At 53.4% G+C, this 2,583-nt stretch carries 3 protein-coding genes; 2 read left to right on the forward strand and 1 reads right to left on the reverse strand.

Annotated features, from left to right (window positions below; genetic code table 11):
* Positions 1-442, reverse strand: a 442-nt coding sequence (locus K5905_RS31390; protein ID WP_297591641.1) for a thioesterase family protein, incomplete at its 3' end; no start/stop codon positions are given.
* Positions 443-572: 130 nt separating this feature from the next.
* On the opposite strand from K5905_RS31390, the gene K5905_RS31395 reads away from it, so the two are divergent.
* Both K5905_RS31395 and K5905_RS31400 read left to right on the forward strand, forming a co-directional pair.
* A complete protein-coding gene (locus K5905_RS31395; RefSeq protein WP_297591642.1) occupies positions 573-1,997 on the forward strand; it encodes an FAD-linked oxidase C-terminal domain-containing protein in 1,425 nt (474 codons plus the stop codon).
* A gap of 190 nt (positions 1,998-2,187) precedes the next feature.
* On the forward strand, positions 2,188-2,583 hold a 396-nt coding region (locus tag K5905_RS31400), incomplete at its 3' end, for an AsmA family protein (protein ID WP_297591643.1).

The following is a 2,583-nucleotide window of genomic DNA, read 5'->3' on the forward strand; positions in this document are numbered from 1 at the left end:
GAACTGCTTGTGCTTCGTAAAGTGCAGTTAAATTTGCAAGGATATCTTCCGGCCATGGAGACACTTTGCGCGCTGTCATATCGACATGGAGGCTCAGTTGTTCCGAAGTTGCCGACAACCAGTTCTCGTCGGCATGACGCAACTCCTGATAAAAATGTGCCCTCTTGGTATCGAAATCGATCAATTGCAGATCTACGATCACAGGCATGCCGGCCGTCAACTCGCGCACATAGCAGACATGCACCTCAGCTGTGAAAAAGGAGGCGTTTCGGCTCTTGACATAGTCAGGTCCCATTCCGAGCTCTTCGAAGACCTGATCGACAGCAGTGTCGAACAAGACGTTGTAATAAGCCATGTTCAGATGTCCGTTATAGTCGATCCAGTCATTCTTTACGGTCATAACGTTGCTTTGAACCGGTTTTTCACTCCAGATTTGTGTCATCGTGCGCCTTTTGAATTTTCTTCAGCAAAGTGTTACCGCATAGGCCGGATTGGCTTTGACGTTTCGAGCTCCCGCTAACATATTCAGTTTTATCTGCGTGGCCAAAGCCATGCGCCAGGAGGAATGACATATGCCGGATTCGGCGGGCCAGATCGCAAAGCCCCACACCACAGGAACGAGCGGGCAATCCGACGCATTGATTGCAATACTGAAAAACGAATTTGGGGAGCGCTGCTCAACATCGCAGGCGTTGCGAGAACAGCATGCGCATACAACGACCTGGCTTCAAAACCAGCCGCCAGATGCAGTTGTCTTTGCTGAAAGCACCGAGGAAGTCGCTGAGATCGTGCGTCAGTGTGCGTCCCACAAGGTTCCGGTCATTCCGTTCGGGACCGGGTCTTCGCTGGAAGGTCATGTCAATGCTCCTCATGGGGGAATATCGATAGATCTCAGCCGGATGGACAAAATTCTTGAAGTAAATAGTGAAGATCTGGATTGCAAGGTTGAAGCCGGCGTTACGCGCAAGCAGCTCAATAGTTTTCTTCGTGACACAGGTCTGTTTTTCCCGATCGACCCCGGTGCTGACGCCAGTATCGGTGGTATGACCGCAACCAGAGCTTCCGGAACCAACGCGGTGCGCTATGGCACCATGAAGGATGTTGTGCTTGGACTGACTGTTGTAACAGCTGATGGGAATGTCATCACAACCGGGGGACGGGCGCGCAAATCTTCCGCCGGCTACGATCTTACGAGGCTCTTTGTCGGGTCGGAAGGCACGTTGGGCGTTATCACCGAAATCACTCTGCGCCTCAACGGCCAGCCGGAAGCAATTTCGGGCGGTGTGTGCCCGTTTCCGGATGTGCAGTCCGCATGCAACGCGGTTATCGCAACAATTCAAATGGGTCTTCCGGTCGCCAGGATTGAACTTCTGGACAATCTTCAGGTGAGAGCCTGCAATAGCTATTCCAAGCTCGAACTTGCCGAAACACCGACCCTGTTCCTGGAGTTTCACGGTTCGGAGGCGGGCGTCAGGGAGCAATCTGAAATGTTCTCCGCAATCGCTGAAGAATTTGGCGGTGGTCCGTTCGAGTGGGCAACGGTCGCAGAAGAGCGGACAAAACTCTGGACTGCGCGTCACGATGCTTATTGGGCTGGCAAGACCCTGCGGCCGGAAGCCCAGATCATGGTCACGGATGTATGTGTTCCGATATCGCGGCTCGCCGAATGTGTAACCGAGACTGAAAAGGACATCCGGTCGCAAGGTATTATCGCGCCGATCGTCGGTCATGTCGGCGACGGAAATTTCCACGTTCAGGTTCTGGTTGATCTGGACAACCCTGAAGAGAAACGAACGACGGAAGCCTTTGTTGAGCGTTTAGCCCTCAGGGCGATCGACATGGGTGGAACCTGCACCGGCGAGCACGGTGTTGGCCAGGGCAAACAAAAATTCCTACGCCGAGAACACGGTGAGGCGATCGATGTAATGCAGGCCATAAAACAGGCTCTCGATCCAGACAATTTGATGAATCCAGGCAAGATCCTGCCGCAGTCATGATATTGTATCGAATCAGTTCAAAAAGCCCGGTTGTGATGACCGCTGCTTGTTTCAGCAGGAACCATTTGCAGATGACGGCGAAACTGTGTTTGCAGTGCAGCGATGATGGGCTACATCTGTCCGGCACGGTTACCGGGTACATTGGTGGACAAGGAGAAAGGGCCTGAACTCCGTTTACATCACTCTGGGAATCTCAGTCATTCTGGTGCTCGTTGCAGCACTGGTCGGGCCGTTTTTTATTGACTGGACGGTTTACCGGTCGACTTTCGAAACATATGCGGAACGAGCCCTTGGGCACAAGGTCACCGTGCTTGGGGAGGCCGATCTGCGACTGCTGCCCGCGCCCTCCGTCAGTTTTTCCGACGTTCGGGTCGGCGAAGCTGAAGATCCGCTCCTGGTGGTTTCTCAATTCAATATGCGGATTGAGTTACCCCCATTGTTGAAAGGCGAAATCCGGGTCATCGACATGGAACTCGACCGCCCGCATCTTTCGCTGTCTTTGGATGAAGAGGGGCGTCTCGATTGGCTGACGGCAATGACTGCGGATGGCGCTCTGGCAAAACTGGCGCCTGAAGACGTTGCTTTC

This window comes from Roseibium sp. (assembly GCF_025698965.1).
GTDB lineage: Bacteria > Pseudomonadota > Alphaproteobacteria > Rhizobiales > Stappiaceae > Roseibium.

Excerpts from the sequence above, each read along its gene's own strand:
- K5905_RS31395 (WP_297591642.1), top strand. The coding sequence starts at position 573 with ATGCCGGATTCGGCGGGCCAGATCGCAAAGCCCCACACCACAGGAACG.